The organism is Streptomyces umbrinus, assembly GCF_030817415.1.
Classification (GTDB): domain Bacteria; phylum Actinomycetota; class Actinomycetes; order Streptomycetales; family Streptomycetaceae; genus Streptomyces; species Streptomyces umbrinus_A.
The window spans coordinates 9,115,812-9,137,789 of record NZ_JAUSZI010000002.1 but is presented as its reverse complement, the minus strand read 5'-3'; the positions used below and the strand labels follow the sequence as shown (position 1 = coordinate 9,137,789).

Here is a 21,978-nt window from a genome sequence, read left to right as displayed (position 1 = left end):
TGGGCCGGGGCGGGTGGGCCGGGCGAGGCCGTCGCCCGGCCTCTCCGTCAGTCGAGCGACCGCGCCAGATACGCCCGCAGCAGTTCCCGGGTCTCCTCTATGACCCGTTCGTCGCCGGAGGGGTCGAGGCGGAAGGCGAGCTGGACGAGGGTGTCGGCGGCCTCGACGGCGATGAGGAAGGTGCGGCGCAGGTCCTCGTCGGGTTCGCGGTTCAGGACGGAGGAGAGCAGGTCGGTGAGGCGGTCGGCGACGCGGGTGTTGGGTTCGGCGTCGCGGGTGCCGACGGGTATCTGGTTGCCGAAGTCCACGAGGGAGAAGCCGGGCGCGGTGCGTTTCATGGCGAGGTACTCGTCGAGGACCGCGTCCATGGCCGCGCGCCAGCCGCCCGTGCCGGCGGTCTCCTGGAGGCGGAGGGTGACGCGCTCGGTGAAGACGTCGAGGTTGCGCTGGGCGAGCGCGTCGGCCATGGCGCGCTTGTTGCCGAAGAAGCGGTAGACGGAGCCTATGGGCACGCCGGCGCGCAGGGCGACCGCGCGGGTGCTGAGGGCGTCGTAGCCGACCTCGTCGAGGAGATCGGCGCAGGCGTCGAGGATTCGGGTGAGTCTTTCGGCGCTACGGCGTTGAACGGGCGCTCGGCGCAGCGAGGTCGCAGGGGGCACGGGCTTCATGATGCCTTTCCGCCGGGGTCCGGTGAACCTTGCCCTTCGGTACGAATGTCGGTGCTGATGCCACTCATTTGTGCGTGCCCGGGCCGCTCGTCGTCGTTGCCGTCGTCTTCGCCTTCGCGGACTCCGTGTCCGTCGGCCCGGGATCGGACACGGTGATGTCCGCCGCGCTGCCGACGGGCTCGCCGTCCACGGCCCACACCGTGTCGTCGTCGGCGTGCAGGCGCACGCTCACCTGGTGGGTGCCGCGCGGAACGAGACCGCCCGCGATGTGGTGGTCCGGGCCGCGGAGGAAGGACAGGGGGCGGCCGTCGAGGCGGAGGAGGGCGTGTCCGCGGCCGGGTTCGGCCGTCTTCCTCGTACCGGCCGGCGAGAAGCGGAAGTCGTGGACGGTCAGGCGTACGTCCCAGCCGTCGCTCTCGGCGTCGGGCTGTATCTCGATCGCGACCTTCGGTGCGTCCTTCTTGTCGATCTCACGGTAGTGGCGTCCTTCCTCGTCCGTGTCCTCCAGCACCTTGCCCACCGGCGACGGCTTCACTCCGTCGTCCTCGCGCGCTTCGTCGGACCCGCAGCCCGTCGCTCCGACGAACAGAGCGCCGAACAGGACACAGGCCGCGAGCGCGGTGAGGAATACGCGCGTCCACGACATGCCCGGGAGATTAGAGCACCGCTCTGACAGTCGGATCCCCCTGAAGTCTGGTTCTCGGTACTCCAGTGGTCTTGGCGCGATCCCGCGGTCGCCTCCGTGGGCACGGGCATCTCCCTCTTGCGCACGGATTTCGCGAATCCTACGGTGATGCATAGGAATCAGGAACGAGGGAGCGACCATGAGCGGGGACGGGCGGATCACCGCCGAGGCACGGCGGAAGACCGTCGAGGCGCTGACGTATCTCACCGGGTTCGGCAACGAGCACAGTTCGGAGGCGGTGCCGGGCGCCCTGCCGCACGGCCGCAATTCTCCGCAGCGGGCCCCGCTCGGGCTCTACGCCGAGCAGCTGAGCGGTACGGCGTTCACCGAGCCGAGGGCGCACAACCGCCGGTCGTGGCTGTACCGGATCCACCCGTCGGCCGCGCACCCGGCCTTCACCCGCACCGACAACGGCGCCGTCCGCACCGCGCCCTTCACGGAGACGGTGCCCGACCCGAACCGGCTGCGCTGGAACCCGCTGCCCGAGCCCTCACCCGGCACCGACTTCCTGGCGGGCCTGTGGACGCTCGGCGGCAACGGCGACGCGACACAGCGCACCGGTATGGCCGTGCACCTCTACCACGCCAACGCGTCGATGGAGCGGGTGTTCAGCGACGCCGACGGCGAGCTGCTGATCGTGCCGGAGCGCGGCGGACTGCTCCTGCGCACCGAGTTCGGGCTGCTGCATGTGCAGCCGGGACATGTGGCGCTGATCCCTCGTGGGGTGCGCTTCCGTGTGGAGCTGCTGGACACCGCGTCCGACGACGGCCCGGGCCCGACGGCCCGCGGCTATGTGTGCGAGAACTACGGGGCACCCTTCCAGCTCCCCGACCTCGGCCCGATCGGCGCCAACGGTCTCGCGAACGCCCGCGACTTCCGGGCGCCCGTCGCCGCGTACGAAGACGACGAGGACACAGCGGGCCCGGTGGAGGTCGTGAACAAGTTCTGCGGCAACCTCTGGTCGGCGACCTACGACCACTCCCCGCTGGATGTCGTGGCCTGGCACGGCAACCATGTGCCGTACGCCTATGACCTGCGCGCGTTCAATGTGATCGGCACCATCAGCTACGACCACCCGGACCCGTCGATCTTCACGGTGCTGACCTCGCCGAGCGACACCCCGGGCCTTGCCGGCGTCGACTTCGTCGTCTTCGCGCCGCGCTGGCTGGTGGGCGAGGACACGTTCCGGCCGCCGTACTTCCACCGGAACGTGATGAGCGAGTACATGGGGCTCATCGAGGGCGCGTACGACGCGAAGGCGGAGGGCTTCGTGCCGGGAGGCGGCTCGCTGCACAACATGATGTCGGCGCACGGTCCCGACCGGGAGACGTTCGACCGGGCGAGCGCCGCCGAGCTGCGGCCGCAGAAGATCGACGACGGTCTGGCCTTCATGTTCGAGACGCGCTGGCCGGTCACCGCCACCGCGCAGGCCGCCGGGGCGGAGCATCTGCAGCGCGCGTACGACGACGTGTGGCAGGGCCTCCAGCGGCACTTCCGGCCGGAGCGGCGCCCATGACCGGCCGGGACCGATCGTGACCGCCCGTTGCACCCATCGCCCGCGAACGGTACGGATACCCTCGTGACCTCCTTCGCCCCGGACTCGATCGTCCTGAACCGCAAGCTGCCGCTCTGGTATCAGGTGTCGCAGTCCCTGCGCGCCTCGATACTCGGGCGGTCCGCGCAGGATCCGCTGCGGCTGCCCACCGAGGAACAGCTGGCGGAGCACTACGGGGTGAGCGTGCTGACCATGCGGCAGGCGCTCAAGGAGCTGGAGGACGAGGGGCTGATCACCCGCCATCGCAGGCGCGGCACGTTCATCGAGCCGAGCGCCGCGCGGGGCGCCCCGGTGCGGCTGCTCGGCTCGGTGGACGCGATCGTGGCCCAGCAGTCGGGCATGACGACCCGGCTCCTCGACCACGGCACCGAGCCCGTGTCTGCGGAACTCTCCGAGCACTTCCCGGACCTGACGGAGGTCGCGACCTACCACCGGCTGCGCAGCGACGAGAAGACCGGGGAGCCGACCAACCACGCGCGCAACTACGTACGGCCCGAACTGGCCGCCCTGATCGACCCCGAGGACCTGGTCCGCTGGCCCATGACCAAGGTGCTGCGCGATGTCGCGGGGGCGAGGATCAGCCAGATCACCGACACCGTCGAGGCCCGGCTCGCGGACCCGGAGACCGCACGGCTGCTCCAGGTCCCGCTGCTGAGCCCGATCCTGCACTACACGGGCGTCGTGCACGGCGAGGACGGCCGGGCGCTCGACGTGGCTCGCATCCAGTACCGCGGCGACCGCTTCTCCTTCACCGTCACCCTCGACGCCCACTGAGCATGCGGGACCAAGTCGCCTCCCACGGCCCACGTCGTACGATGCCGAGCGTGACGCACGACGACGCTCCGCTGCTCGCGGACCTCATGCCGTGGGCCGTCGCACCGCCCCGGCTGGGCCGCGGGTGGCCGACGGCACCCGACCCGGCGTCCCTGAAAGCACGGTGGGACGCCCTCGTGAAGGCCGAAGGGCCCGACCGCGAGGCGTTGTTCGGCGTCACACGCGCGCGGACGCTCCACTCGGCGGTGGGTCAACTGCCGGGCCAGTCTTCCGGAACGGTCCGGCTGGCCCGCGCGTCGGGCCCCTGCGCGGAGCCGGTGCGGGTCATGCACGGGCCGTTCGACGAACAGTGGCTGATCCCCGACCACCGGCTGATCGACGCGGCGCGGCCGGAGTTGTGGCGTGTGACCGACGAGCGACAGGTGTTCGCGGTCGAGCAGGCCCCCGCACCGGACGGGCCGCCCCTCCTGATCACGTCGACCCTGCCGGTGGTCCTCCCCCAGTCGAAGACCGTGCCCACCGCCCGGCCGGGCCGGATCCACCCCTTGTACCGGCGCCCCGAGGGCCGCGAACCCAACCTGGCGCCGGGCCTGTTGGACCTCCTGGCCAAGCGCCTGGGCTACTCCCCCACTCCCCTGGACGTCCTCGCCTGGACGGTCGCCGTCGCCCGCCCAGGTCCGCGCGGGTGCACGGTGCCACTCACGCCGGACCCCGAACTCTGGGCACGCGGCACCGAGTTGGGCCACCGCATGCTGTGGCTGATGCGCCGCGACGGCGAACGCCCCAAACTCCCCGGCGGCCGCCGCCCGTACGTACGGTCCCCACTCCCCTCCCGCCCGCTCGAACTCCGCTACGACCGCGACGAGGAGACCCTCCACCTCGACGAGGGCCGCATCTCCCCCGTCCCGCCCGCCGCCTGGGACTTCGAGGTCGGCGGCGTCCGGGTCCTGGACCAGTGGTTCACCACCCGAACCACCCAGCCGGCCCCCGGCACCCTGGAGTCCATCCGCCCCACCACCTGGCCCCAGCCCTGGACCTCCGACCTCCTGGAGGTCATCACGGTCCTGTCCCTACTGGCGGAACTACGCCCACAGCAGGCCGAGTTGACGATTGAGTCCCCCATCACGCCGGACGACCTGCGCAAGGCGGGCGTCCTCCCGCCGCCGACCGCGTCCCGCCAACCGGCATCAGTACTGGACCACCACGAGGAGGGCCCAGAGGGCCAGGTCGCCCTGATCTGAGAAATACGGGGGCACTTCCAGGGGCGCGGGGAACGGCGCAGCCTCTTGCGGCGCAGGGGACGGCGCCACCTTCCAGGGGCGCGGGGAACTGCGCAGTTTCTTGGGCGCGCAGGGACTGGCGCAGCCTCTTGCGGCGCAGGGGACGGCGCCACCTTCCAGGGGCGCGGGGAACTGCGCAATCTTTTAGGGGCGCGGGGAACTACGCGACCAGCCCCCACCGGCCCGCAGCTCCAACACGACCCTCCGCGACGCAGTCACGACCCACTCAGCGAGACGGGGCAAACCCGTCGAGCACCCTCACCAACGCCCGCTCGAACACGGCACCCATATCAATCGGCCCCGCATCCTCCATGAACGCCGCAGCCATCCGCGGATACGCCCCGGTGGCAACCTGCCCACCCAAGTACGCCCCGCGCACAGCGTTCTCCTGTTCCTCCGACCACGGCAACGCCCGCACCCGCTCCACCGTCGCCAGCTCATTCCCCACGTACGTCGTCACCACCCCGTTGACCATCGCGATCAGCTCGAACTTCGTGCCGTACGTCCCCTCGAAGGAGTCCAGGCACGTAAGGCAGTGCTCCAGATAGCGCAGGGCGTTGGGGCTGAACCCGTACACCGGCGACATCAGAGCCGGCAGCCACGGATGCCGGAGCATGAGCGCCCGGGTCTCATGGGCGACCCGGAGCATGTCGGCCCGCCAGTCCCCAGCCGGCTCCCACAACTCGTGCTCACCACTGACGGCGTCGACCATCAGCTCGTACAGGTCCTCCTTGCGCGGCACGTAGTTGTAGAGCGACATCGTGCCGCAGCCCAGCTCGGCCGCGACATGTCGCATCGAGACCCCGTCCAGCCCCTGCGCGTCCGCGATCCGCACCGCGGCGGCCGCGATGTCGGCCCGGGTGAACGCGGGTCGCGGCCCGCGTCCCGTGCGCTCGGGTCGGGCCCAGATCACTTCGGGTACGTCGGCACGTCCTGCCATCGGTGTCGTCAGTCCTGCCATCGGTGGATCCTGTCGCCCCCATCGTAGTTACGTACAGCGTACGTAGTGAGGTATGGTCGCACCATGACGACTACGTACGCTGTACTTAGTGAAGGTCTGGAGAAGAGTTTCAAGGAAGTCCGGGCGCTGCGCGGGCTGGACCTGGCCGTGGCGGAGGGCACGGTCTGCGGTCTGCTCGGGCCGAACGGCGCGGGCAAGACGACGGCGGTGCGGCTGCTCACCACGCTGCTGCGGCCCGACGCGGGGTCCGCGCGTGTCGCGGGGCACGACCTCGTCCGGGAGCCCGACGCCGTGCGCCGCGCGATCGGCGTCACCGGGCAGTACGCCTCGGTCGACGGCGACCTCACGGGACGGGAGAACCTGCGGCTGTTCGCGAAACTCCGCCGCCTCCCGAAGGCGGCCGCCCGCGCCGACGAACTCCTCGACCGCTTCGAACTCGCCGACGCGGCGGACCGCCCCACGTCCACCTACTCCGGCGGCATGCGGCGCCGTCTCGACCTGGCCGCGAGCCTGATCACCCGGCCCGCGGTGCTGTTCCTCGACGAGCCGACGACGGGCCTCGACCCGCACAGCCGCAACCAGATCTGGGAGACCGTGCGCGCGCTGAAGGCGGAGGGCACGACGGTCCTGCTCACCACGCAGTATCTGGAGGAGGCCGACCAACTCGCCGACGACATCGCCCTCGTGGACCGCGGCAGGGTCGCGCACTCGGGCACGCCCGCCCAACTCAAGGCGCTCATCGGCTCGTACGCGGAAGCGGTCGTCGCCGACGCGGACGCCATGGCCGGAGCGGCGGCCGTCCTCGACCAACTGACGGGCTCCAGGCCCGACTTCGACGAAGAGCGGCACGCCGTCGGCGCGGTCACCACCGACCCGACGCTCACCCTGCCCCGCCTCGTACGCGAACTCGACGCCGCCGGTGTGCCGTTGCTTGACGTGAACCTGCGCCCGCCGACGCTCGACGACGTCTTCCTCCGCCTGACCGGCGGCTCGACCGGAGCCGGGACCGACAACCGGGCCGACAAGCAGTCCGGTGACCGCACCGACAGCAAGGAGCTTGTGACATGAGCGCGTTGGCCTACGACGGAACCGCGATGCTGGGCCGTCAGCTGCGGCGGATCCGGCACAACATGGGGCTGCTGATCCTCACCCAGACCATGCCGATCACGATGCTGCTGTTCTTCGGCTATGTCTTCGGCAGCGCGCTCGCGATGCCCGGCGAGGAGTACCGGGCCTTCCTGGTGCCGGGGCTGCTGGTCGCGACGGCGGCCAACGGGATCATGACCGGGATGTTCCAGGCCGCCCAGGACTCGCACCGGGGCGTGATGGACCGCTTCCGCACGCTGCCGATCAGCCGGGCCGCCGTACCGCTCGGGCAGGCGGTCGGGGACCTGGTCGTCACCGCCGTGGGCACGGTGCCGGTGCTGCTGGTGGGGCTCGCGGTGGGCTGGCGGATGGAGGGTTCCGCGCTGGAAGCTGCCGGCGCCGTGGGTCTGCTGCTGCTCTTCCGGTTCGCGACCACGTGGATCGGGATCCTGCTGGGCCTGGCCTCGCAGAGCGAGGAGGCGGCCGGGCAGCTGGGCGGCGCGACGTTCATCCTGCCGCTGCTGTCGAACGCGTACATCCCGACGGACAATCTGCCCGACTGGCTGCGCACGATCGCCGAATGGAACCCGATCAGCGCGGTGACCACGGCCCTGCGCGACCTGTTCGGGAACGCGCCCGTGCCGACGGACGGCGCCTGGCCGGTGACACACCCCGTCGCGGGGTCGCTGGCCTGGTGCGTGGTCCTCATCGCGGTGTTCATGCCGCTCGCCGTCCGCCGGTACACGAACGGCGGCCGCTGACCGCTCGCCCCCGCGGCCGCGTCCGCCCGGCCTGCCGGCTCCTGGCCTCCCGGCCTCGCGGCCCCCGCATGACAAAGCGCTCGCGCGCGGGCCATGATCCCTCGCATGGAGCCGCTTCCCCTGCCCCTGGAGGGCATCACCGTCGTCGCCGTCGAACAGGCCGTCGCGGCCCCCTTCGCCACCCGGCAGCTCGCCGACCTCGGGGCCCGGGTCGTCAAGGTCGAGCGGATCGACGGCGGTGACTTCGCGCGCGGCTACGACACCGCGGCCGCCGGTCTCGCCTCGCACTTCGTGTGGTGCAACCGCGGCAAGGAGTCCATCGCCCTCGACCTGAAGGACCCGCGCGGCCTGGACGTCGTACGCCGTCTCGTCGCGGACGCCGACGTCTTCGTGCAGAACCTCGCGCAGGGCGCGGCCGCGCGGCTCGGCCTGGACGCGGCGACGCTGTGCGCGGCCGACCCGCGGCTGATCGCCGTGGACATCTCGGGCTACGGGGCCTTCGGTCCGTACGCCGGCAAGCGCGCGTACGACATGCTCGTGCAGTGCGAGGCGGGGCTGGTGTCCGTGACGGGGACGGCCGGGCAGCCGGTGAAGGCGGGGATCCCGGCGGCCGACATCGCAGCGGCGATGTACGCGTTCTCGGGGGTGCTGGCGGCGCTGGTGCGGCGTGGCACGACGGGGCGCGGCGGCCCGGTCGAGGTGTCGATGCTGGAGGCGCTGGCCGAGTGGATGGGGCATCCGCTGCACCATGCGATGCACGGCGGAACTCCCCCGGCGCGCACCGGTCTCGCGCACGCCGTCATCGCCCCGTACGACGCCTATCCGACGGCGGACGGCGGGCGGGTGCTGCTGTCGGTGCAGAACGACCGGGAGTGGCGGCGGCTGGCCGAACAGGTGCTTCGGAGGCCGGAGTTGGCGCACGACCCGGCGTACGCGACGAACGCGGCGCGGGTCGAACACCGGGAGCACACCGACGAGTTGGTCGGCAAGGCCCTGGCGGCGCTGGTCACGGACGAGGCGGTGGCACAGCTTGAGGCGGCCGGGATCGCGTGTGCGCGACTGCGGGACGTACGGGAGGTGGCGGAGCATCCTCAGCTGGCGGCGCGGGACCGGTGGCGGGAAGTGGGTTCGCCGGTCGGGCCGCTGAGGGCGTTGTTGCCGCCGATCACGCTGCCGGGCGGGGACTCGGCGCGGATGGGGCCCGTACCCGCGCTCGGGGAACACACCGGGGCACTGCTGCGTGCCGTGGGGATGACGGACGATGAGATCGCAGCACTGCGCCGGGACGGTGTGGCCGCCTGAGCGCGGGTCGGGGTCCTGCTCGGGTTCGGCCGCCTGTCAGCGGCCGAGGCCGCTCAGCGGCCGCCGAACAGGGAACGGCGCAGTCGGCGCAGCGGCGCGAAGAGCGAGACCCGCCTCACTCGCGCGCCCCTGGCGGTGCGGTTGTGCGCGGTGTCACGTGCGGTGAGCTCGCGCATCAGGTCCGTCGCCTCTGCCGCCTCGCGCTGAGGGATGGCGGGGCCACCCATCACCGAGAGATGGCGGTCGAGGCGCGAGCTGGTCGCGCTGCTGCCACACGTGATCGCAGGGACTCGCGCCCTGCCACGCACTGTTATCTGTTCCATGTCACTCCCCACCCATACGAGGGCACCCGGCCCGGGCAGGTTAACCCTATCGCTCCCTCTCCACACCCGTGTATCCCGGGCGCGGGATTCACCTTTCCGGTAAGGGTGTTGACGGTTACTCTCCGAATCCAACTGATTCCAGGGCGAGTTGGACAACCGGTGCGGTAGTTGGCTGCGCTGAACCGCCCGACGGCTCGACGGTGACAGCGAGTGATGTCGCGTTCGTGTTCAGCCCGGTGGCAATCAAGGGCGTGTCGCCGTCCAGGAGCCCCAGGGATCGCGGTTTCTCCTCCGGTCGCATGAGCCACAGTTGGTGAACCCTTCCGTTCGAAGGTGTACCCAGTCCGGCCGCGGTCACTACAGCGGTGCGCTGCGAGGCGGACGCGACGACGCTCATGCCCTGTCCGTTCGCGTCGCGTCCGGCGCTCGCGCGGGCGTCCGGCGCGGCGAGAACGTGTGCGATCTCACGTGCCTGGGCGCGCTCCTGGGCTAGCTGGTCCTGGGTGCGGGCCGCCTGCATGCCGAACAGCGCGGCGACGACGAGGGCGGCCGCGGCCGTGGTGGACGCGAGCGGGATGAGGAACGGCGAGAAGCCCGAGCGACGGGCACGCGACGGCGCCCGTTCCTCGTACCGGTCCGTGATCGCCCGAGCCGGTGGCCGGGCGAAGGCCGCCGGCTCCTGAGGAGTCGTCCGTACAGCCATGAGGACCCGGTCCCGCATCGCGGCCGGCGCCGGGGCGGCCGTGGACCAGGCGAGGCGGACCGCGTCCTCGCGCAGCGCGCGCACCTCGGCGGCGCACCTGTCACAGCGCCTCAGGTGTTTCTCGAAACGCTTGTGCTCATGGGGTTCCAGGGCGTCCAGGGCGTAGGGGGCGGCCAGGGAGTGCAGATCACTCCGCCGGAAGAGGCTGGTCATGCGACACCTCCCAGGCAGTCGCGCAACCGCGTGAGTCCGTCGCGCATGCGCGTCTTGACCGTGCCGAGCGGCAGGGAGAGCCGTTCGGCCACTTCACGGTACGTGTAGCCGTCGTAGTAGGCGAGGGTGACGGACTGTCGTTGCAGGGCGGTGAGCCGGTCCAGGCAGCGGCGCACCCATTCTCGTTCGAGGCCGGCCTCGACCTCCTCGGCGACCTGGTCGAAGGCGGGGCCGTTCGAGCGCCGGGCCATGCGCAGTTCGCGCTCCCCGGCGGCGCGGGCACTGCGGACCCGGTCGACCGCCCGGCGGTGCGCGAGGGTGAGGACCCAGGACAGTGCGCTGCCGCGGCCCGGGTCGTAGCGTCCGGCGGACCTCCAGAGTTCGAGGAGCACCTCCTGGGCCACCTCCTCCGACTGGGCCGGATCCCGCACCACGCGGCGCACCAGCCCGAACACCGGCCCGGACACCAGACCGTACAAATCCTCGAAGGCCTTCTGGTCTCCTCCGGCCACGAGCACCAGAAGTTCGTCCGCCTCCACTCGTTTCCCCCTCTCCGGCCATTGAACGGCCCGTCTCATCCTCACGTATTCGGCGCCGGAACGCCTTCGGATGGGGTTACGGATCAACTGCTTGAAAACGCGGGTGAATCCCGAACCAATCCTTCCGAGCCCCCGCTCCGAATGGCGTGCATCAGGCAACACCAACCGACGCGGAACGAGAGCAGGAGCCGGCCAGTCGCAACCAGACCGGGGGCGCCTCTCGCGGACATCACCGCCGGAACACAGCTTTGGGACAGAGGACGGACGGCATGACACCTTTCACCAGCGGGTTCGTGGGACGCAGGAGCCTCGCGACCCTTGTCTGCGGTGCGTTGGCCACCGGCGGGCTCGCGGCCGTCGGCGTGACCGCGCTCGGACCGGGGACGGCGAGCGCGTCCAGCCACCGGGAGGCTCCGCTCATCTCGGGGCAGCCGCAGTTCGACAACACGGACGTGTACGCGTTCGTCAGCCCCGACCATCCGGACACCACGACGCTCGTCGCGAACTGGATCCCGTTCGAGGAACCGGCGGGCGGGCCGAACTTCTTCACCTTCGCCGAGGACGCCCAGTACGACCTGCACATCGACAACAACGGTGACGCGCAGGGCGAGTTCGTCTTCCGCTACACGTTCAAGACGCACGTCAAGAACGACAAGACGTTCCTGTACAACACGGGCCCGGTCGAGAGCCTCGACGACCCGGACCTCAACATCACGCAGACCTACGACATCGATCTGCTGCAGCTCAAGGACCAGTACGTGGTCAAGAAGACGAAGTACGCGGACGACGTGCCGGTCGCCCCGTCGAACGTCGGCCAGGCGTCCATGCCGGACTACGCCAAGCTCCGCGAGCAGGCCGTCCACGAACTCCCGGGCGGAGCGAAGACGTTCGCCGGTCAGGCGGACGACCCGTTCTTCCTGGACCTGCGCGTCTTCGACCTGCTGTACGGCGGGAACCTGTCCGAGGTCGGCAATGACACGCTGAAGGAGTACAACGTCAACTCCGTTGCCCTGCAGGTGCCGACCGACATGATCCAGGAGTCGGCCGACCAGCCGATCGTGGGCATCTGGTCGACGACGCAGCGCAAGAGCGCGAGCGGCAAGTACCGGCAGGTCTCGCGCCTCGGCATGCCGCTGGTGAACGAGGTCGTCAACCCGATCAAGGACAAGGACAAGTTCAACGCGTCCTCGCCCTGGAACGACGGCGACTTCCTGGAGAACGTCACCAACCCCGAACTGCCCAAGCTCATCGAGGCGATCTACAAGATCCCCGCGCCGAAGGAGCCCAGGAACGACCTGGTCGACGTCTTCCTCAAGGGCGTCGAGGGCCTCAACCAGCCCCCGCACGTGCGTGCTTCGGAGATGCTGCGCCTGAACACCTCGATCAAGCCGGCGGCCAAGGAGAAGCGGCTCGGCGTGCTGGACGGCGACAACGCGGGCTTCCCGAACGGACGCCGCCTCGGCGACGACGTGCTGGACATCGCGCTGCAGGTCGTCGAGGGCGAACTCGTCGGTGCAAAGAACGACTTGGGTGACGCGGTCGACAAGAACGACCAGAAGTTCGAGAAGGCGTTCCCGTACGTCGCGCTGCCGACCTCCGGTTCGCGCGGTCCGCTCGCCAAGGGCACCACGGGCACGAACGACGTCCGCAACCAGCTCGGTGACGCCCTGCAGCCCGCGGGCACCACGGGCGGTGTGGCCGGTATGGACGACACCACGCTGATCGCCGTCTCGGCGGCGTCGGGCGCGGCCGGGTTCCTGCTCATCGGCACGGGTCTCCTGTGGTGGCGTGGCCGCCGCCGGTCCTACTGACCCGCACTCCGACTGGCGCGGCCCGCGCGTTTCCGTCCCCCACGGCGCGCGGGCCGCGCCGCTCACCCTGAACCACCGCTTCTGAACCACCGCTTCCATCAAGGAGATTGAGGAGAGGGCATGGCCCCGGGTACGAACGAGGACGCGCACGAGAAGGATCGCGCGGACGTGACCCCGCCGCCCGAGGGCGAGGACAGGCCCGACCGGACCGACCGGCCGAAGGAGAGTCCGGAGTCCCCGCGGGCGCGGATGCTGCGGCTCGGCGCGTGCGCCGTCGCCATTGCCGTCGCGATGACCGCGGGAGCCGTGGTTCTGGGCAACAAGGACGACGACGGCGTGCGTACGGTGGCGTCCGCGCCCGGTGTCGCTCCCGAACTGCTGGGCACCGGCAGCCTCGCCTCCAGCATCTCCGCACTGCAGACCCACCTCAAGGCACAACCCAAGGACTACGGCGGCTGGTCCACTCTGGGCGTCGCCTACATCGAGCAGGCACGCACGAACGGCGACCCGTCCCGCTATCCGCAGGCGGAGCGCGCGCTGGACCGGTCGCTGAAGCTGAAGCCGGACAACGACCCGGCACTCGCGGGCCGTTCGGCGCTGGCCGCGGCCCGGCACGACTTCCCCGACGCACTGCGGTACGCGGACAAGGCGCTGGACGAGAACGCGTACAACGAACGGGCGCTGTCGACCCGCATCGACGCCCTGGTCGAACTCGGCCGCTACAAGGAGGCGTCCAAGGCCGCCGACCAGGCCGACGCCCGCCGCCCCGGCATCCCGGTCTTCACCCGCTACGCCTACGTACGGGAGCTGCGCGGCGACGTCACCACGACGCGGCGCGTCCTGAAGCAGGCGCTCTCCAGTGCCTCCACCCCCGGCGACATCGCGTACGTGGCGACGGCGCTCGGCCAACTCGCCTGGCGCGAGGGCGAGTACAGGACGGCACTGACGTACTTCGAGCAGGCCCTGCGGGCCGACAAGGTGTACCTCCCGGCGTTGGAGGGCCGTGCCAGGGCGCAGGCCGCGAACGGCGACAGCAAGTCGGCGATCACCGGCATGGAGGACGTCGTGGCCCGCTTCCCGCTGCCCGGCCCGCTGGTCGTGCTCGGCGAGCTGTACGAGGCCCGTGGCGGCGAACAGGACAAGGCGAAGGCCCGTGCCCAGTACGCCCTGGTGAACGCCTGGACCGCGCTGGCCCGGGCGAACGGCGTCAACGCCGACCTCGACACGGCCCTCGCGGCGGCGGATCACGGCGACCGCAAGGCCGCCCTGCGCGCCGCCCGCGCCGAGTGGGAACGCCGGGAGACCGTCCACACCGCGGACGCGCTCGCCTGGGCCCTGCACGTCAACGGCCGTGACGAGGAGGCCCTCCCCTACGCCCGGCGCGCCACGGCCACCGGCTACCGCGACGCGACGTTCCTCTACCACCGCGGCATGATCGAACAGGCCACGGGCAACAAGAAGGTGGCCCGCGGCAGCCTTTCGGCGGCGCTGAAGCTCAACCCGGGCTTCTCACCGGTGGGCGCGAAGCTGGCCGAGAAGACCCTGACGGCACTGGGCGGTGCCGAGTGAGCACCTTCTCCGCGCGCGGCCTCCGGGTCCGGCCGGCCCGCCAAGTGGCCGTGCGCCGCCGGGCGTTCGCCTCCGGTGCGGCCGTCCTCGTGGCGGCCTGCGCGCTCGTGGTTGTCCCCTCCGGCACCGCGTCCGCGCATCCGCTCGGCAACTTCACCGTCAACCGGTACGACGGACTCGTCATCGGTCCCGGGAAGCTGCGGGTCGACCATGTGGAGGACCTCGCGGAGATCCCGGCCACCCAGGCCAAGCCCGCCATCGACAAGGCGGGCATGGAGAGTTGGGCCCGGGAGCGGTGCGAGACGGCAGCCGGGAAGAGCCGGGTGACCGTCGGCGGAGAGGCAGTCGCGCTGACCGTCGGCGAGAGTCTCGCCCGGGTACGGCCCGGACAGGCAGGGCTCAACACCCTCCGGGTGCAGTGCCGTTGGACGGCCCCGCTGCCGGAGAGGGCCGAGAAGAACGTGTCCGTGCGCTTCCACGCCTCCGTGGACGACGGCCCCGGCTGGCGTGAGGTCACGGCGCGCGGCGACCGGATGACCCTCACCGCCTCGGACGTACCGACGAAGTCCGTCTCGGATGAACTGACCAAGTACCCCAAGGAGTTGCTGTCGTCCCCGGCCGACACGGCGACGGCCTCGCTGCGTGTCCGCCCCGGCGGTCCCGCGCTCGTCGAGGAGAACTCCGACGCGCCCGGCTCCTCCGTCCTTCCGCGGGGCGCCGACCGCTTCACCCGCGCGCTGGACGACCTGGTGTCCCGCCAGGACCTGACCCTCGGCTTCGCGGCGCTCGCTCTCGGCATCGCCGTGCTGCTCGGCGCGATGCACGCCCTGGCGCCCGGCCACGGCAAGACGATCATGGCCGCCACGGCCGCGGCCCGCGGCAACGCGACGATGCGTGACGTGATGCCGCTCGCCATCTCGGTGACCGTCACCCACACGCTGGGCGTGGTCGCCCTCGGCATCCTCGTGACCGCCGGCTCGGCAGCCGCGCCCTCGGTGATCGCCTGGCTGGGCGTGGCGAGCGGCGTCATCGTGATGCTGGCCGGCGCGACCCTCGCACGACGGGCCTGGCGGCAGCGCGGACACGGGCACAGCCACTCCCACGGCCACGGACACAGTCATGGGCACAGCCACAGCCATGGGCACGCTCACGCCCACAGCCATGATCGCGCGCTTGTTCTTGCGCATGCGCAGGGGCACGAGGACGACCACAAGGGCGTCCACACACACGGGGACGACCACGAACACGGTGACAAACAGACGCACGACCACGGCCCGTCCCACACCCACGACCACGGCGCCTCCCACACCCACGAGCACGACGATTCCCACGCCCACGGCCCCTCCCACGACCACGACGCCTCCCACGATCACGGTCACGGCCACCACTCCCATCCCCACCCGCACACCCACTCCCCCTCTCTCAAGCTCAAGGACACCCTTCTTCTCGGCTTCGCCGGCGGGCTCGTACCGAGTCCCTCCGCGGTCGTCGTGCTCGTCGGTGCCGCGGCGCTCGGCAAGGCCTGGTTCGGGCTGCTGCTCGTGCTCGCCTTCGGGGCGGGGCTCGCGCTCACGCTCACGGCGGCCGGGTTCGCCGTCGTCAAGATCGGCAGCCGGGTCGCGAAGGCCATCGAGAACGGCGCCCGGTGGTCGGGCGGCCGGACCGCGGCCCTGCTCCGGCGGACCGTGCCGATCGGATCCGCGTTCGTCGTGGTGGCCCTTGGGGCTGGATTGGTGTTCAGGGGGGCGGCAACCGCACTCGGTTGAGCTACTTTTGTTCAGAATCGTGCGGATGCGAATGGGGGACGCCCGTGTCCGAAGAGCCGGGTAGTGAACGAGTGATCGCGGGGCGCTACCGTCTGCTCTCTCCGCTGGGCGAGGGCGGGATGGGGACGGTGTGGCGCGCCCGTGACGAGGTGCTGCACCGCGAGGTCGCCGTCAAGGAGGTACGGGCCCCGGGCGGACTGCCGGGCCCCGACGCCGAGCGGATGTACGCCAGGCTGGAACGCGAGGCGTGGGCGGCCGCCCGGGTCGCGAACCGCAATGTGGTGACGGTCTACGACGTGGCGACGGAGGATGGGCGCCCGTGGATCGTGATGGAGCTGATCCGCGGGATCGCGCTCTCCGATCTGCTGGACGCCGAGGGCCCGTTGTCGCCGCAGCGCGCCGCGCACATCGGCGCGGAGGTGCTGGCCGCGCTGCGGGCCGCGCACGAGGCGGGGGTCCTGCACCGGGACGTGAAGCCAGGCAACGTACTGCTGTCGAACGACGACCGTGTGGTCCTCACCGACTTCGGTATCGCGACGGTGGAGGGCAGTTCGGCGCTCACCATGACCGGTGAGGTGATCGGTTCGCCCGAATTCCTCGCGCCGGAGCGGGCGTTGGGGCGTACACCGGGACCGGAGTCCGACCTGTGGTCGCTCGGTGTGCTCCTCTACGCGGCGGTGGAGGGCAACTCGCCGTTCCGCCAGAACACGCCGCTGAGCACCCTGCGGGCGGTCGTCGACGAGGAGTTGCCGGCACCGCTCCGCGCGGGCCCGCTCACCCCGGTGATCGAGGGCCTGCTGCGCAAGGACCCGGCGGACCGCATGTCGGCCGAGGACGCCGAGCGGGATCTCCGGCTCGTCGCGGCGGGCGGCACACCCCGTACGGGCAGCGCCGCCTACGCGCCGACGATCGCGGCACTGCCGCAGCCGGCCCCGACGCCGCCGACCCCGACTCCCGCGTACACACCGCCCGCCTACACACAGCCCGCCTACTCGCCGCAGCAGGCGTCGTCCGCGACGACCACCACCACGGGGCCCGCCCATCCGCGGCGCGCGACGGTCGTGGTGATCGCGGGTCTGGCCGCGCTCGCGATCGCGCTCGGGGGACTGACGTACGCCCTGGTCAACCGGGACAACGGGGGCGGCGGGGACGACACCTCCAACAGCGGGTCGAGCACCGGCGGCTCGACGGGCGGCGGTGACAACGGCGGGAGCAACGGAAGCAGTGGGGGCGGCACGGACGGCGGCTCGACCACGGAGAGCTCCGGCTCGAACGGCAGCGACGGCGGTTCGACCACCGGCGGCCAGACGACCAAGCCGCCCACCCAGTCCGTGAAGGTCACGGTCTCGGGCTCGCACACCGAGTACACCGGCGCCTGCCCGCCGCCCGACGCCGAGGCTCCGACCTTCACGGCGACGTTCACGGTGACGGTCGTGCCGGCGGACGTGGAGTACCGCTGGGTGACGGAGACGGGTCAGGTGTCCGACCCGGGCTGGAAGACCCTGTCGTTCCCCGCGAACGGCGGGAAGACCAAGCAGAACTCGGTCATCGTGACGACGTACGACGCGTCGGGGACGTACAAGAACAAGATCGGTGTGGAGGTGCGCAGTCCCGAGGAGGCGAAGTCGGAACAGGTGCCCTTCTCGGTGACGTGCGAGACGGAGGCCCCGACGGGCGGGGCCTCCTCCGACGCTCCGCAGGCACTCGCGCCGAACGGAGCGATCAGGCCTCGGCAGTAGTCGGTCCGAGGCGATCAGGCCTCGGCGGTGATCAGTCCGAGGCGTTGAGGACGGGCAGATAGCCACCCGACTGGCCCGAGGCCGTCGGGTGGTACGACTCGCCGATGTTCAGCCAGTTGACGCTGTGCAGCCAGGCGCTGCCGGAGCAGATCTCGTGACCGGTGAACGTGGGGCGTACGTCGCCGAAGGTGAAGCCGTGGTCGGCCGCCCGCTTGGCGATGGCGCTGTCCAGGTAGTCGGCGGCGCTGTTGATGGCGGCCCGCTCCGTCTCGGAGAGGCCGGCCAGGCAGCTGCCGCCCAGCTTGTAGAACCGGGGGTAGCCCAGGACGACCACATGGGCGGCCGGGGCCTTCGCGCTGATCGCCGAGTAGACCGAGTCGAGCTTGCCGGGGAGTGTCGAGTCGACGTACGCCTTCGCGGTGTTGATGCGGGCGACGCAGGCGCTCTCGGACTGCAGGACACAGGTCGTCATGACGTCGGAGAAGCCCGCGTCGTTGCCGCCGACGCTGATGGAGACGAGGCCGGTGCCGGAGCCGAGCGGGCCCAGCTGGTTCGCCAGAACATCACCCGTACGAGCGCCTGAGCAGGCCGTGAAACTGAACGACGAGGGTGAATGGGCGGCCGCCCAGAGGTAGGGGTAGGCCTTCGTGCTGCGCTTGCAGTCGCCGCTGGAGCCGATGTAGCTGCCCGCGCCGACACCGGACGAGTAGGAGTCGCCGAGGGCCACATAGCCCGTGGCTGCTGCTCGCTGGGACGCCTGCGCCGTCGTTGCCCCGGTGAGGGCGAAGACGGTGGCGAGGAGGAGCGAGGTCACGTATGCCGTAAGTCGGGAACGTCTCATGGAACCTCCCTTTAGCAGGATCTCTGCCGTAACTTTCGTAGCAGCTACGCGTGTTGACAGGAAGTGTCCATGCCAAGACTTTTCCGGACCTACCGGGTCCTCCGCTTTGTGTTCACCGTGCGTTCGATTGCGTGTTCATGACAGGTGCGTGACAAAGTGTCAACTCCCTTGAGCTACATCCGTAGATCGATCACGCTGATGTCTCAACCGGTAGCGGAACGCAACGCTCCTGGTTGTGCGTGCGATCACGTGCGCACCCCCCACAGACGTGCGCCCCACCCAGGCGCACGCCGCCTATGAGGAGGACTCCCTCGCATGGCACAGCTGCGTAGCAAGAAGATCCGGATCGCCGCGATAACCTCCGTGGCGACCGCCGCCCTGCTAGGCGCCGTCACCGCGCTTCCCGCCCAGGCCGCGCCGGCCGAGGGCCGGGTCCTCGCGGCGGACTCCCCCACCGCCGTCAAGGACAGCTACATCGTCACGCTGAAGAAGGGCGTCGACTTCAAGGCCTCGTCGGCCGAGGGCAAGGGTCTGATCAAGGAGTACGGCGGCACGGTCAAGAAGGCGTTCGGCGCCGCGCTGAACGGCTACACGGCGACCCTGTCCGCGGCCGAGGCCAAGAGACTGGCGGCCGACCCGTCGGTGGCCGTGGTCGAGCAGAACCAGACGGTGCACGTCACCGACACCACCCAGTCCAACGCCCCCTGGGGCCTGGACCGCTCCGACCAGACGTCGCTGCCGCTCTCCGGCACATACACCTACCCGGACACGGCGGGCAGCGGCGTGACGGCGTACGTCATCGACACCGGCGTGCGCATCACGCACTCGCAGATCAGCGGCCGGGCCAGCTACGGCTACGACGCCGTGGACGGCGACACCGTCGCCTCGGACGGCAACGGTCACGGCACGCACGTCGCCACGACCATCGCCGGCTCGACCTACGGCATCGCCAAGAAGGCGAACATCGTGGCGGTCCGCGTGCTCGACAACGCGGGCTCCGGCACCACCGCCGGCGTCATCGCGGGCATCAACTGGGTGACCCAGAACCACAGCGGTCCCTCGGTCGCCAACATGTCGCTCGGCGGCGGCGCGTCCACCACGCTGGACACCGCGGTGGCCAACTCCATCGCGAGCGGCGTGACCTACGCGGTCGCGGCGGGCAACAGCAGTGCCAACGCCTCCTCGTACTCCCCGGCCCGCGTCGCCACGGCGATCACGGTCGGCGCCACCACCAGCACGGACGCCAAGGCCAGCTACTCCAACTTCGGCTCGATCCTCGACATCTTCGCCCCCGGTTCGTCGATCACGGCGGGCTGGTACACCAGCGACACCGCGACGAACACCATCTCCGGTACGTCGATGGCCACCCCGCACGTCGCGGGCGCGGCCGCCGTCTACCTGGCGGGCCACACCTCGGCCACCCCGGCCCAGGTGTCCACGGCCCTCGTGAACGGCGCCACCACCGGCGTGGTGACCAGCCCCGGCACGGGTTCCCCGAACCGCCTCCTGAAGATCGTCCCGTAATGACGTACGCAGTTCCCCGCGCCCCTTCAAAGGGGCGCGGGGAACTGCGCAATCTATTTGCTTTTAGGCGCGCGAGGAACGGCGCGACAAGCCCCCACCGGCCCGCACACGAACAACGACGCCTTCCGCACCTTGACGCCCCGGGCCGGGCTGGTCCACATTGAAGCCCGGCATCCGGCGCGTCGGGGGGCAAAGTCGCCAATGCAGACCTTACGTATCAAGCCATCTCCATCGGACCCATCCCCATCGGGTGGTGAAGAGCGGTTGGACCAGGATCCGGGGAGGGACCTGCTCCCCCTGCTCGCAGGCGCCGCCGCGGCCATCGCCGGCGTCGGAGCCGTGCTGGCCCTGACCGACGTGGACTCGCCGCTGCGCGCCCCGTTCGCGCTCTTCTTCCTGCTGGCCGCTCCGGGAACCGCGGTAGGAATCGCCCTGCGCGGCATGGAACCGTTCGGCCGCACCATTGCGTCCCTGTCAGCAGCAGTAGCTCTCAACCTTCTGGTCGCCCAAGGCATGCTCGCGGTGCACCGGTGGTCGGTCCGTGGCGGAATCGCGGCCGTGGCCGCGCTCAGCTCCCTCATTCTCCTGCTGGTCCTGGTACGGCGGTTCCGTGGCCGTACGGTGAGAAGACGGGCATCCTGACGTGAACATCAGCGTGTACCGCCCCGGCGAACTGACCGCCGCCGACCGGGCGGCATGGTCGGCCCTTCAGTCGAAGGCCCATCTGCACGGCTCGCCGGAACTCGCCAACCCGTTCCTGTCACCGGAGTTCACCCTCGCCGTCGGACGCTGCCGACGCGGCGTACGGATCGCCGTGGTCCGGGAGGGCGGCGAACCCGTGGCCTTCTTCCCGTTCCAGAGAACCACCACCGGCGTCGGCCGGGCCGTCGGCCTCGGTGTCTCCGACTGCCAGGGCCTCGTCCACGGGCCCGGCTTCACCTGGGACGCAAGGGAACTGCTGCGGGCCTGCGGGCTCGCGGTGTGGGAGTTCGACCACCTGGTGGAAGGCCAGGAGCCGTTCGAGGCCGAGGCCTCCGGCACCTTCCCCTCCCCGGTCATGGACGTCGACCGGGGGTACGAGACGTATCTCGCCGAACTGCGGGCCCGGTCACCGAAGTTCACCCGGACCACCCTGGCCAAGGACCGCAGACTCGGCCGCGATCACGGCGAGGTCCGCTATGTGCACGACGAGCGTGATCCCGAGGCGCTGCTCACGCTGATGGGATGGAAGTCGGCGCAGTACCGCAGGACCGGTCGCAGCGACCGCTTCGCGCAACCGTGGATCACCCGGCTGACGCACCAGCTCTTCCACACCCGTTCCGAGCCGTTCGCCGGAATCCTGTCGGTGCTCTACGCGGGCGGCAAGCCGATCGCCGCGCACTTCGGGCTGCGCTCCGGACGCGTCCTGGCGTGCTGGTTCCCCGCGTACGACCCGGCGTTCTCCAAATACTCCCCGGGCCTTGTCCTGCATTTGCGTATGGCCGAGGCGGCTGCCGCCGACGGCATCGCCTATCTGGATCTCGGCCGGGGGCAGAAGGAATACAAGGATTCCCTGAAGACACGCGAACTCGCCGTGTCCGAGGGGTTGGTCACGCGCCGCCATCCCGTGGCGCTCGGACACCGGGCGCGGCGCGCCCCTGTCCGGGCGCTGCGGAACGCGGTGCTGTCGCGGCCGGAGCTGTTCGAGCCGGCCGACAAAGCCCTCAAGCGGATGGGAAAAATCCGCTCGGGCCGTTAGGTAACGTCCAAATCAACAAAAACGTGAGGCCACGTTCCAGGTCTTGCCATATCGTCTCAATCATCAATACCGTCGTACATCCACCCGCATCGGACCATCACGCACATGCGATTCAGGGGAGGGCTCAGGATCGCGAAGAG

20 protein-coding genes are annotated in these 21,978 nt (G+C 70.6%); 13 read left to right on the top strand and 7 right to left on the bottom strand.

Translation table 11 applies throughout. The features are described from left to right. Positions 1-47: 47 nt before the first annotated feature. Positions 48-668 (bottom strand): TetR/AcrR family transcriptional regulator, encoded by a 621-nt coding sequence (locus QF035_RS40400; RefSeq protein WP_307526186.1) that lies wholly within the window; start codon positions 666-668, stop codon positions 48-50. Positions 669-732: 64 nt separating this feature from the next. Further along, positions 733-1,314, bottom strand: a complete 582-nt coding sequence (locus tag QF035_RS40395; RefSeq protein ID WP_307526184.1) for a hypothetical protein — start codon at positions 1,312-1,314, stop codon at positions 733-735. A gap of 178 nt (positions 1,315-1,492) precedes the next feature. Here QF035_RS40395 and hmgA point away from each other — a divergent pair, with 178 nt between their 5' ends. From hmgA to QF035_RS40380, 3 genes are all read left to right on the top strand, one after another. Beyond that, the gene (gene hmgA, locus QF035_RS40390; RefSeq protein WP_307526182.1) at positions 1,493-2,869 is read left to right on the top strand and encodes a homogentisate 1,2-dioxygenase; all 1,377 of its coding nucleotides are present in this window, start codon (positions 1,493-1,495) and stop codon (positions 2,867-2,869) included. Between the two features lie 63 nt (positions 2,870-2,932). Then, positions 2,933-3,682 carry a GntR family transcriptional regulator gene (locus QF035_RS40385; protein WP_055615539.1) on the top strand — a complete coding sequence of 250 codons (750 nt, stop codon included), beginning with the start codon at positions 2,933-2,935 and terminating at the stop codon, positions 3,680-3,682. A gap of 41 nt (positions 3,683-3,723) precedes the next feature. Further along, a complete protein-coding gene (locus tag QF035_RS40380; protein WP_307526180.1) occupies positions 3,724-4,923 on the top strand; it encodes a type ISP restriction/modification enzyme in 1,200 nt (399 codons plus the stop codon). 265 nt (positions 4,924-5,188) lie between these two features. Here the strand turns inward: QF035_RS40380 and QF035_RS40375 are convergent, their stop codons facing one another. Continuing rightward, positions 5,189-5,902, bottom strand: a complete 714-nt coding sequence (locus tag QF035_RS40375; RefSeq protein WP_307531791.1) for a TetR/AcrR family transcriptional regulator — start codon at positions 5,900-5,902, stop codon at positions 5,189-5,191. A gap of 84 nt (positions 5,903-5,986) precedes the next feature. Between QF035_RS40375 and QF035_RS40370 the strand changes: the two genes are divergently transcribed. The 3 genes from QF035_RS40370 (at position 5,987) to QF035_RS40360 (ending at position 9,072) form a co-directional block, all read left to right on the top strand. Continuing rightward, on the top strand, positions 5,987-6,991 hold the full coding sequence (locus QF035_RS40370) for an ATP-binding cassette domain-containing protein (protein ID WP_307526178.1): 1,005 nt from the start codon (positions 5,987-5,989) through the stop codon (positions 6,989-6,991). Continuing rightward, positions 6,988-7,770, top strand: a complete 783-nt coding sequence (locus QF035_RS40365) for an ABC transporter permease (RefSeq protein ID WP_307526176.1) — start codon at positions 6,988-6,990, stop codon at positions 7,768-7,770. The genes QF035_RS40370 and QF035_RS40365 overlap by 4 nt, the downstream gene beginning before the upstream one ends. Positions 7,771-7,863: 93 nt before the next feature. Next, positions 7,864-9,072 (top strand): CaiB/BaiF CoA transferase family protein, encoded by a 1,209-nt coding sequence (locus QF035_RS40360; RefSeq protein ID WP_373466809.1) that lies wholly within the window; start codon positions 7,864-7,866, stop codon positions 9,070-9,072. 53 nt (positions 9,073-9,125) lie between these two features. Here the strand turns inward: QF035_RS40360 and QF035_RS40355 are convergent, their stop codons facing one another. From QF035_RS40355 to QF035_RS40345, 3 genes are all read right to left on the bottom strand, one after another. Beyond that, positions 9,126-9,395 (bottom strand): hypothetical protein, encoded by a 270-nt coding sequence (locus QF035_RS40355; RefSeq protein ID WP_055616858.1) that lies wholly within the window; start codon positions 9,393-9,395, stop codon positions 9,126-9,128. A gap of 115 nt (positions 9,396-9,510) precedes the next feature. Further along, positions 9,511-10,311: an anti-sigma factor gene (locus QF035_RS40350; RefSeq protein ID WP_307526172.1), complete on the bottom strand. Its 801-nt coding sequence runs from the start codon at positions 10,309-10,311 to the stop codon at positions 9,511-9,513. Beyond that, the gene (locus tag QF035_RS40345; RefSeq protein WP_055616860.1) at positions 10,308-10,850 is read right to left on the bottom strand and encodes a sigma-70 family RNA polymerase sigma factor; all 543 of its coding nucleotides are present in this window, start codon (positions 10,848-10,850) and stop codon (positions 10,308-10,310) included. The genes QF035_RS40350 and QF035_RS40345 overlap by 4 nt, the downstream gene beginning before the upstream one ends. A gap of 269 nt (positions 10,851-11,119) precedes the next feature. On the opposite strand from QF035_RS40345, the gene QF035_RS40340 reads away from it, so the two are divergent. The 4 genes from QF035_RS40340 to QF035_RS40325 all read left to right on the top strand — a co-directional run bounded on the left by QF035_RS40340 (position 11,120) and on the right by QF035_RS40325 (position 17,735). Further along, a complete protein-coding gene (locus QF035_RS40340; protein WP_307526170.1) occupies positions 11,120-12,661 on the top strand; it encodes a DUF4331 domain-containing protein in 1,542 nt (513 codons plus the stop codon). A 120-nt stretch (positions 12,662-12,781) separates the two neighbouring features. After that, positions 12,782-14,230 (top strand): tetratricopeptide repeat protein, encoded by a 1,449-nt coding sequence (locus QF035_RS40335; RefSeq protein ID WP_307526168.1) that lies wholly within the window; start codon positions 12,782-12,784, stop codon positions 14,228-14,230. Positions 14,231-14,274: 44 nt separating this feature from the next. Then, a complete protein-coding gene (locus QF035_RS40330) occupies positions 14,275-15,996 on the top strand; it encodes an urease accessory protein UreH domain-containing protein (protein ID WP_307531789.1) in 1,722 nt (573 codons plus the stop codon). A 44-nt stretch (positions 15,997-16,040) separates the two neighbouring features. Next, positions 16,041-17,735, top strand: a complete 1,695-nt coding sequence (locus tag QF035_RS40325) for a serine/threonine-protein kinase (protein ID WP_307526167.1) — start codon at positions 16,041-16,043, stop codon at positions 17,733-17,735. Positions 17,736-17,766: 31 nt separating this feature from the next. On the opposite strand, the gene QF035_RS40320 is transcribed toward QF035_RS40325, so the two are convergent. Continuing rightward, positions 17,767-18,576 carry an SGNH/GDSL hydrolase family protein gene (locus QF035_RS40320; protein WP_307526165.1) on the bottom strand — a complete coding sequence of 270 codons (810 nt, stop codon included), beginning with the start codon at positions 18,574-18,576 and terminating at the stop codon, positions 17,767-17,769. Positions 18,577-18,891: 315 nt separating this feature from the next. Between QF035_RS40320 and QF035_RS40315 the strand changes: the two genes are divergently transcribed. The 3 genes from QF035_RS40315 (at position 18,892) to QF035_RS40305 (ending at position 21,838) form a co-directional block, all read left to right on the top strand. Further along, a complete protein-coding gene (locus QF035_RS40315) occupies positions 18,892-20,100 on the top strand; it encodes a S8 family peptidase (protein WP_307526163.1) in 1,209 nt (402 codons plus the stop codon). Positions 20,101-20,364: 264 nt separating this feature from the next. Beyond that, complete coding sequence (locus tag QF035_RS40310) at positions 20,365-20,742, top strand: hypothetical protein (RefSeq protein ID WP_260694999.1); 378 nt, start codon at positions 20,365-20,367, stop codon at positions 20,740-20,742. Between the two features lies 1 nt (position 20,743). Continuing rightward, positions 20,744-21,838: a GNAT family N-acetyltransferase gene (locus QF035_RS40305; RefSeq protein ID WP_307526160.1), complete on the top strand. Its 1,095-nt coding sequence runs from the start codon at positions 20,744-20,746 to the stop codon at positions 21,836-21,838. Positions 21,839-21,978: the final 140 nt, after the last annotated feature.

Bases quoted from the DNA above. Each gene is read 5' to 3' on its own strand.
- QF035_RS40400 (WP_307526186.1), bottom strand. From the start codon at position 668: ATGAAGCCCGTGCCCCCTGCGACCTCGCTGCGCCGAGCGCCCGTTCAA.
- QF035_RS40395 (WP_307526184.1), bottom strand. From the start codon at position 1,314: ATGTCGTGGACGCGCGTATTCCTCACCGCGCTCGCGGCCTGTGTCCTG.
- hmgA (WP_307526182.1), top strand. From the start codon at position 1,493: ATGAGCGGGGACGGGCGGATCACCGCCGAGGCACGGCGGAAGACCGTC.
- QF035_RS40380 (WP_307526180.1), top strand. From the start codon at position 3,724: ATGCCGAGCGTGACGCACGACGACGCTCCGCTGCTCGCGGACCTCATG.
- QF035_RS40375 (WP_307531791.1), bottom strand. From the start codon at position 5,902: ATGGCAGGACGTGCCGACGTACCCGAAGTGATCTGGGCCCGACCCGAG.
- QF035_RS40370 (WP_307526178.1), top strand. From the start codon at position 5,987: ATGACGACTACGTACGCTGTACTTAGTGAAGGTCTGGAGAAGAGTTTC.
- QF035_RS40365 (WP_307526176.1), top strand. From the start codon at position 6,988: ATGAGCGCGTTGGCCTACGACGGAACCGCGATGCTGGGCCGTCAGCTG.
- QF035_RS40360 (WP_373466809.1), top strand. From the start codon at position 7,864: ATGATCCCTCGCATGGAGCCGCTTCCCCTGCCCCTGGAGGGCATCACC.
- QF035_RS40355 (WP_055616858.1), bottom strand. From the start codon at position 9,395: ATGGAACAGATAACAGTGCGTGGCAGGGCGCGAGTCCCTGCGATCACG.
- QF035_RS40350 (WP_307526172.1), bottom strand. From the start codon at position 10,311: ATGACCAGCCTCTTCCGGCGGAGTGATCTGCACTCCCTGGCCGCCCCC.
- QF035_RS40340 (WP_307526170.1), top strand. From the start codon at position 11,120: ATGACACCTTTCACCAGCGGGTTCGTGGGACGCAGGAGCCTCGCGACC.
- QF035_RS40335 (WP_307526168.1), top strand. From the start codon at position 12,782: ATGGCCCCGGGTACGAACGAGGACGCGCACGAGAAGGATCGCGCGGAC.
- QF035_RS40320 (WP_307526165.1), bottom strand. From the start codon at position 18,576: ATGAGACGTTCCCGACTTACGGCATACGTGACCTCGCTCCTCCTCGCC.
- QF035_RS40315 (WP_307526163.1), top strand. From the start codon at position 18,892: ATGGCACAGCTGCGTAGCAAGAAGATCCGGATCGCCGCGATAACCTCC.